This window comes from Cetobacterium sp., assembly GCF_051658645.1.
GTDB lineage: Bacteria > Fusobacteriota > Fusobacteriia > Fusobacteriales > Fusobacteriaceae > Cetobacterium_A.
Genome location: NZ_JBOFMZ010000025.1, coordinates 24,202 through 31,586, shown reverse-complemented (window position 1 = coordinate 31,586; position 7,385 = coordinate 24,202). Strand labels below are relative to the sequence as shown.

At 31.6% G+C, this 7,385-nt stretch carries 8 protein-coding genes; all 8 read left to right on the top strand.

The window, feature by feature from the left end; genetic code table 11:
- On the top strand, positions 1-405 hold a 405-nt coding region (locus ACRCZX_RS01900), incomplete at its 5' end, for a PLP-dependent transferase (protein WP_438581255.1).
- A 23-nt stretch (positions 406-428) separates the two neighbouring features.
- On the top strand, positions 429-1,007 hold the full coding sequence (locus tag ACRCZX_RS01895) for a 2-oxoacid:acceptor oxidoreductase family protein (RefSeq protein WP_438581254.1): 579 nt from the start codon (positions 429-431) through the stop codon (positions 1,005-1,007).
- The gene (locus tag ACRCZX_RS01890; protein WP_438581253.1) at positions 1,004-1,306 is read left to right on the top strand and encodes a 4Fe-4S binding protein; all 303 of its coding nucleotides are present in this window, start codon (positions 1,004-1,006) and stop codon (positions 1,304-1,306) included. The genes ACRCZX_RS01895 and ACRCZX_RS01890 overlap by 4 nt, the downstream gene beginning before the upstream one ends.
- 13 nt (positions 1,307-1,319) lie before the next feature.
- Entirely contained in the window at positions 1,320-2,567 is a 1,248-nt protein-coding gene (gene porA / locus ACRCZX_RS01885; protein WP_438581252.1) for a pyruvate ferredoxin oxidoreductase, read from the top strand.
- Positions 2,568-2,573: 6 nt separating this feature from the next.
- Positions 2,574-3,512 carry a thiamine pyrophosphate-dependent enzyme gene (locus ACRCZX_RS01880; RefSeq protein WP_438581251.1) on the top strand — a complete coding sequence of 313 codons (939 nt, stop codon included), beginning with the start codon at positions 2,574-2,576 and terminating at the stop codon, positions 3,510-3,512.
- 130 nt (positions 3,513-3,642) lie between these two features.
- Positions 3,643-4,428: a sulfite exporter TauE/SafE family protein gene (locus tag ACRCZX_RS01875; protein ID WP_438581250.1), complete on the top strand. Its 786-nt coding sequence runs from the start codon at positions 3,643-3,645 to the stop codon at positions 4,426-4,428.
- A 70-nt stretch (positions 4,429-4,498) separates the two neighbouring features.
- Positions 4,499-5,122, top strand: a complete 624-nt coding sequence (locus ACRCZX_RS01870) for a DUF1847 domain-containing protein (protein WP_438581249.1) — start codon at positions 4,499-4,501, stop codon at positions 5,120-5,122.
- 218 nt (positions 5,123-5,340) lie between these two features.
- Positions 5,341-7,377, top strand: coding sequence for a TonB-dependent receptor (locus tag ACRCZX_RS01865; protein ID WP_438581248.1), 2,037 nt, complete (start codon positions 5,341-5,343; stop codon positions 7,375-7,377).
- The last annotated feature ends 8 nt before the right edge of the window (positions 7,378-7,385 follow it).

Below are 7,385 nucleotides of genomic sequence, written 5' to 3'. Positions count from 1 at the left end.
ATTAGAATGGAAAGACATTGTTCAAATGCTAAATTAGTCGCTCAATTTTTAAATAATCATCCGAAAGTTACAACTGTATTTTATCCTGGATTAAAAACGCATCCAGGGCATGAAATTGCAGCTGAACAAATGAAAGATTTTGGTGGTATTTTTGCTTTTGAATTAAAAGGCGGATTTGATGCTGGTAAAACTTTATTAAACAACTTAAAGCTTTGCTCTTTAGCAGTTTCTTTAGGAGATACTGAAACTTTAATCCAACACCCTGCTTCTATGACACACTCACCTTACACTAAAGAAGAAAGAATGTCAGCAGGAATCACAGATGGACTTGTTCGAATCTCTGTAGGACTAGAAAATGTTGAAGATATTATTGAGGATTTAAGAAAAGGTTTGGAATTAGTATAGTTTATTTTAAAGGATGGTAACTTATGAGTGAAATGATAGAGATTAGATGGCATGGAAGAGGTGGACAAGGAGCTAAAACAGCTTCACTTCTTTTAGCAGATGTAGCATTTAGTAGTGGAATGTATGTTCAAGGATTCCCAGAATATGGACCTGAAAGAATGGGAGCTCCTATTACAGCTTATAATCGTATTGGTGACAAGCCTATACGTGTTCATTCAAATATTTATGAACCTAATTTTGTAGTTGTAGTCGATGAAACTCTTATAAAATCTATAGCTGTTGAAAAAGGGTTAAAAGAAGGTGGAGCTATTATTGTAAATAGTGAGAGAACTTCAGCAGAGATAAAAGCCGAACTTAGAGGTTATACAGGAAAAGTTTTTGTTTGTAACGCTCGAAAAATATCTGAAGAGTGCTTAGGAAAAAACTTTCCAAATACACCTATGCTAGGTGCAGTAGTAAAAATTAGTCAACTTATCTCAGAAGATGAGTTTATCAAAAATATGGAAGATTCATTTAAACATAAATTTACGAACAAACCCGAAGTTGTAGATGGAAATATGAAAGCATTAAAACGTTCGATGGATGAGGTGAATGGAGAATGAAAAATAAAAATGGTGTAATTATAGATGAAACTATATCTTGGCAAGATATAACTCCTGGTGGAGTAATTTATGAAGCTGGAAGTGCTGAAAACTTTAAAACTGGTGATTGGAGAACTATGAAAGTAAATTTTATAGAAGAAAATTGTAAACAATGTCTTTTATGTATTCCAGTTTGTCCTGATTCATCTATTATAATGAAAGATGGAAAAAGAGCCGATTTTGATCAAGACCATTGCAAAGGTTGTGGAGTATGTTTTGCAATATGTCCATTTAATGCAATAGAATTTACAAAAGCGTAAAAAAGGAGGGGTAATGAGTATAAGAGAAAGAATGTCAGGAAATGAAGCTATAGCTATAGCGATGAAACAAATAAACCCAGATGTTATGCCCGCATTTCCAATAACACCATCAACTGAAATCCCACAATACTTCTCAAAATATATAGCTGACAGAGTTGTAAACACAGAGTTTATTCCAGTTGAGTCAGAACATAGTGCTATGTCGGCATGTATAGGTTCACAAGCCGCAGGTGCTAGAACTATGACAGCTACATCTTCATGCGGACTTGGACTTATGTGGGAGATGTTATACGTTGCGTCATCTATGAGATTACCTATAACTATGGCTCTTGTAAATAGAGCTTTAACTGGTCCAATAAATATAAATGCAGATCACAGTGACTCTATGGGAGCAAGAGATAGTGGTTGGATTCAGATATATAGTGAAACAAATCAAGAAGCTTATGATAACTATATTCAAGCTGTTAGAATTGCAGAGCATCCTAGTGTCCAACTACCAGCAATGGTTTGTCAAGATGGCTTTATAACTAGTCATGCTGTTGAATGTATTGAAATTTTAGAAGATGAAAAAGTTAAAAAATTTGTAGGAGAGTATGAGCCTGAAGACTATCTTTTAAATTCTGCACGAAAAATATCTCATGGTCCTTATGATACAGCAGCTTATTATATGGAGCACAAAGTTCAACAAGCTCATGCTATGATAAATGCTAAAAGTGTTATAAAATCAGTAGCAAAAGAGTATGAAGAGTTAACAGGAAGAAAATACTCTTTCTTTGAAGAATATAAAATGAAAGATGCAGATGTAGCTATTGTAGTTTTAAACTCTACAGCTGGAACTGCCAAAGTAGCAATAGACGAATTAAGAGCCGAGGGTAAAAAAGTTGGACTTATTAAAATAAGAGTTTTTAGACCATTTCCATTTGATGAATTAAAACACGCTTTAAGCGGTAAAAAAGTTATAGGTGTAATGGATAAATGTGAAGGGTTCTCTGCTGCAGGTGGACCACTTTTTGCTGAAGTTAGATCAGCTCTTTACGACTCTCACGATAGACCTGAAATATTGAATTATGTTTATGGATTAGGTGGAAGAGATGTAACGGTTGATAGCATCAAAACTATCTTTGAAGAACTTCTTCACGATGCACACTCAAAAGAATTTTTGGAAAATGGAGTAGAGATGATTTACAATCCAGCATATACTTCACTAGGGGAAGAGTTTGAATCTAAAAAAGTTTATAGACACTTTGGAGTAAGGGGGTAATTTCGAATGGCATACAATTTTAAAGAACAAATGAATAAACCTGAGAGATTGACTGGAGGTCATAGACTTTGTGCTGGATGTGGTGCTGGAGTTGCTGCAAGAGCGATGTTAAGAGCTTTAAAAATTGAAGATGAAGCTGTAATTTCAAATGCTACAGGATGTCTAGAGGTTTCAACATTTTTATATCCATATACAGCTTGGAAAGACTCTTTTATCCATTCAGCTTTCGAAAATGCTGCAGCTACAACAAGTGGAATAGAAGCTGCTTACAAAGCTTTAAAAAGAAGAGGAAAAGTTAAAGATACATATAAATTTATTACTTTTGGTGGTGATGGTGGAACTTATGATATTGGTTTCCAATCACTATCAGGAGCAATGGAAAGAGGACATGATATGGTCTATGTATGTTATGACAACGGCGCTTATATGAACACTGGAATTCAAAGGTCATCAGCTACACCAAAATTTGCAGATACAACAACCTCTCCTTTGGGAATAAATAGCAATGGAAAACCTGAAGGTAGAAAAGATTTAACAGATATAATAGCTGCTCATAATGTTCCTTATGTAGGACAAACAACATTTATCGGAAATTTTAAAGATATACAAGAAAAAGCAGAAAAAGCTATATATACAGAAGGAGCAGCTTTTATGAATATTCTCGCTCCTTGTCCAAGAGGATGGAGATATCCTCCTGAAAAACTTATGGAAGTTTGTAAATTAGCTGTTGAAACTTGTTATTGGCCATTATTTGAAGTTATAAATGGCGAATGGAAATTATCTTACAAACCTAAAAACAAACTTCCAATCACAGAATTTTTAAGAATCCAAGGAAGATTCAACCATCTGTTCGAACCAGGAAACGAACATTTATTAGAACAAGTTCAAAAAGATATAGATAAAAAATGGGAAACTCTTTTAAAAAGATGTGGTGAAGAGGTTTAAACTAAAAAAGTGTGAGTGATTAATTTCATTCGCACTTTTTTATTTTTTTCAAATAAAAAAGTTGTAATTAGTTCGTAAATGGTGTATAACATACTAGTAATGATAATTTTTTATGAAAACGGGGGTTTGAATGGAAATTTTATATTTTTTAGTGTGTGTTGGCGCTTCTATTTTAGGAGCAATAAGTGGTATCGGAGGCGGAGTTATTATAAAGCCTATTTTAGATGCTATAGGAACAATGAATGTCTCGGCGATTAGTTTTTTATCAGGCTGCACAGTTTTAGGTATGACTACTATGACTCTTTATAGAAATAGTAAAGCAGGTATAAAACCTGAAAAAGAAAGAGGAACATATTTAGCAATCGGTGCTTCATTAGGTGGTCTTTTAGGTAAACAAGTTTTCGATTCGCTTCGAGCATATAGTGGTAACTCTCAAATTGCAGGAGCAGCACAATCTTTTACTTTAGCACTTGTAACAACTGGAGTTTTGATTTTTACAATTAAAAAATCTAAAATAGTACCTTATAATATTAAAGATATGAAGGTATCTTTAATTATTGGATTCTTTTTAGGAGCACTTTCATCATTCTTAGGAATTGGTGGAGGACCAATAAATTTAATGGTTTTATACTTATTCTTCGGTCTTAACTCAAAAGAAGCTGCAATAAATTCGATATACATCATTCTTTTTTCTCAAGGAGTGAGTGTTATTCAAACTTTATTTAAAGGAATACCTGACTTTGTTTGGTTAGCTTTTGTGTGTATGGTCGCTGGAGGAATTGTTGGAGGAACAGTTGGTCCAATGGTATCAAAAAAACTTTCTTTAAAAGGTGTTGATAAAATATATTTATGTATGGTAGTTGGAATAATTCTAATTAGTGTTTATAATGGTTTTAACTATTTAGGAGCTTTATAATATAAAAGTAAAATAATGGAGGTGAAAACTGTTACTATTAAAGATTTTATAGTGGGTAACAGTTATTAAAATGAGTATTTGTGCAAAATGTGTTACAAGAGGATGTTTAACAAAAGATGAAACTAAAATGCCTAAAATGTTATGTCCAAGTAGAAACAAACAAATTTTAGAAAAATCAAAAGATATGCATGTTGGTGAAGATTTAATGATTGCGGTTCAATCTGCTCTTGTTGAAGCTGAGGGAAATACAAATTGGACTAGAATTCAAGAAACGATAGCTTTTGCTCAAAAATGTAATTATAAAAAAATAGGAGTAGCTTTCTGCACTGGATTACACGAAGAAGCCAAAGTATTTGTAAAAATATTAGAACATCATGGATTAGAAGTAGTTTCAATTGTTTGTAAAAATGGTGCAATATTAAAAGGATTTTTAGGAATTCCTCAAGAGGAAAAAGAAGTATATATAAAAAATGATATAATGTGCAATCCAATAGGTCAGGCTTTAGCTTTAAATGAGCTAAATACAGATTTAAACATTTTATTTGGTTTATGCGTAGGACATGATACTTTATTTATCAAACACTCTGAATCTCCTGTGACAGTTTTTGCAGTTAAAGATAGAGTTTTATGTCATAATCCAGTAGCCGCTATTTATCAAGCTGATGCTTATTATAAAAAGAAACTGTTCAAATAAGAGTTATATAAACTATATTTTGATAAGTATTATCTAGATTAAAAAATTACCTAACCTTAATAAGGTTAGGTAATTTTTATTATTAATTCATTTCAATTAGTAAAAACTTCATCTGCTTTTAAAATAATTTTTTAATTAAAAGTTGACATATAAAGAAAATAAAGTTATACTTCTATAAAATGATTTGATTATCAAATAATTATCTTACAGGAGGATTAATGAACAAAAAAATTGGTTTATTTGCACTTTTATTCACTGCAAGTATTTATGGGGATGATAGTTTTTTTAATGAAAATATTTCAGAAAAAGATCTTGTGAAACTAGAAGAATCTGTAATTACAACTACAGGTTTTGAAACAAATATAAGAGAGATACCTGCTAATGTAACTGTAGTAAGCAGTAAAGAAATAGAGGAAAAAGGTTACTCTAGTGTAGAAGAAGTTTTAGATAAAATACCAAGTATAACTGTTACAAAGGGAGCTTTTGGAAGTACAATCGATTTAAGAGGTCAAGGAACCGATAAAGCTCGAAGCAATGTAAAAATATTAGTTGATGGAGTTTCAATTGTACCTCTAAACAAAACTCATACAACAATACCACTTGATTCAATAGATTTAAACACAGTTGAAAGTATTGAAGTTATTCCTGGTGGTGGAGCTGTTCTTTATGGAAACGGAACTGCTGGAGGAGTTATAAATATAATTACTAAATCTGGAAGTGGAATGAAACCTGTAAATAAAGTTAATCTTGAAGCTGGTTCTTATGGTCGTCAAAAAGTTTCTACATCTGTTGGAGCTTTAGTAGGAGAAAATTTACTAATCCAAACAAATATAGCTTACGAAGAAACTGATTCATACTTAGATGAGAAAAACCAAGAGATTGTCAACGGTGATATTTTAGCTAAGTATAAAATTTCAAATAAATCAGACGTTAGTTTTAAATTCCAAAAATCAAAAGATAAAGGGCAAGATCCTGGTGATTTATTAACTTTAAAAGAATATGAAGAGGATAGAAATCAAGTTGGTAGTAATGCTGATGTAAATCAAAACAGTGAAACTAATAGAGATATGGTAACAGGAACCTACAGTCAAGAGATATCTGACAACCTAAGATTTAGCCTTCAAGCTACATACCAAAGAAAAACCGATGCTTTCTCTTCTGATAACGGAGACAGATCCACTTTATTTTTAGATAACGACATTAAAGAAGAACAATTCGATATTAAGCCAAAGCTTTTAATGAAATACGGTGAAAAAAATAGCTTAGTAATGGGATTAGATTATAGCAATTTAAAATCAGATAGAAAAATATCTGGAATTGGTACAAGAAATCAAGAGAGCTTAGATAAAAGAGTAAATAATAGCTATTCTATCTACGCTTTAAACAACTATAAAATAAACAAATTAGAATTGATTCAAGGAATTAGATACAACCATACAGAGAATAGTTATGAAACACAAAACAGACTAGCTCCTCTGAGAAGTACACCTGAAATTAAAGATTCTATGAATAATATGGCTTATGAATTAGCTCTAAACTACCTATATTCAGATACTGGAAATACATTCTTAAGATGGGAAAGAGGATTTAATACTCCTAATCCAAATAGTATCTTTAACAATCCAAATGCTAGTCAAATAGAGCAAGGATATGATTTTAGCCTTTCTGATGTAAAAGAAGAAACTTACGATTCATTTGAAATTGGAATTAGAGACTATCTTCTATACTCTTATGTTAGTTTAGGAGCATTCTACAGTGTAACAAAAGATGAAATCTATAGAGAAGGAAACTCAGCAAACTGGGTATCATATAACTTAGATGAAACTGAAAGAAAAGGTGTTGAGCTATCATTCGAACAGTACTTTGAAAAGCTAACTCTTTCAGAGGGATATTCGTATATTAATGCTGATATTACAGAGGGAAAATATAAAGGAAAAAAAGTTCCTGGAGTATCTCAAAACAGTTTCCAATTAAGTGCTAAATATGAATTCACACCTAAAATAAATACAATTTTATCAACTATTTATAAAGATAAAGTTTATGTTGATAATAATAACACTGGTGGAAAAATTAATGATTATATTGTTACAAATTTAGTTATAAATTATAAAGCGTCTGATGATATGAGACTATATTTCGGAGTAAATAACTTATTCAACGAGTCATATGCAAACCAATTAGATATAGACAAAGTTGTTCAATATAGAGCTGCTGACGATAGAAATTATTATGTTGGTATAAATTATAACTTCTAAAAAATAAA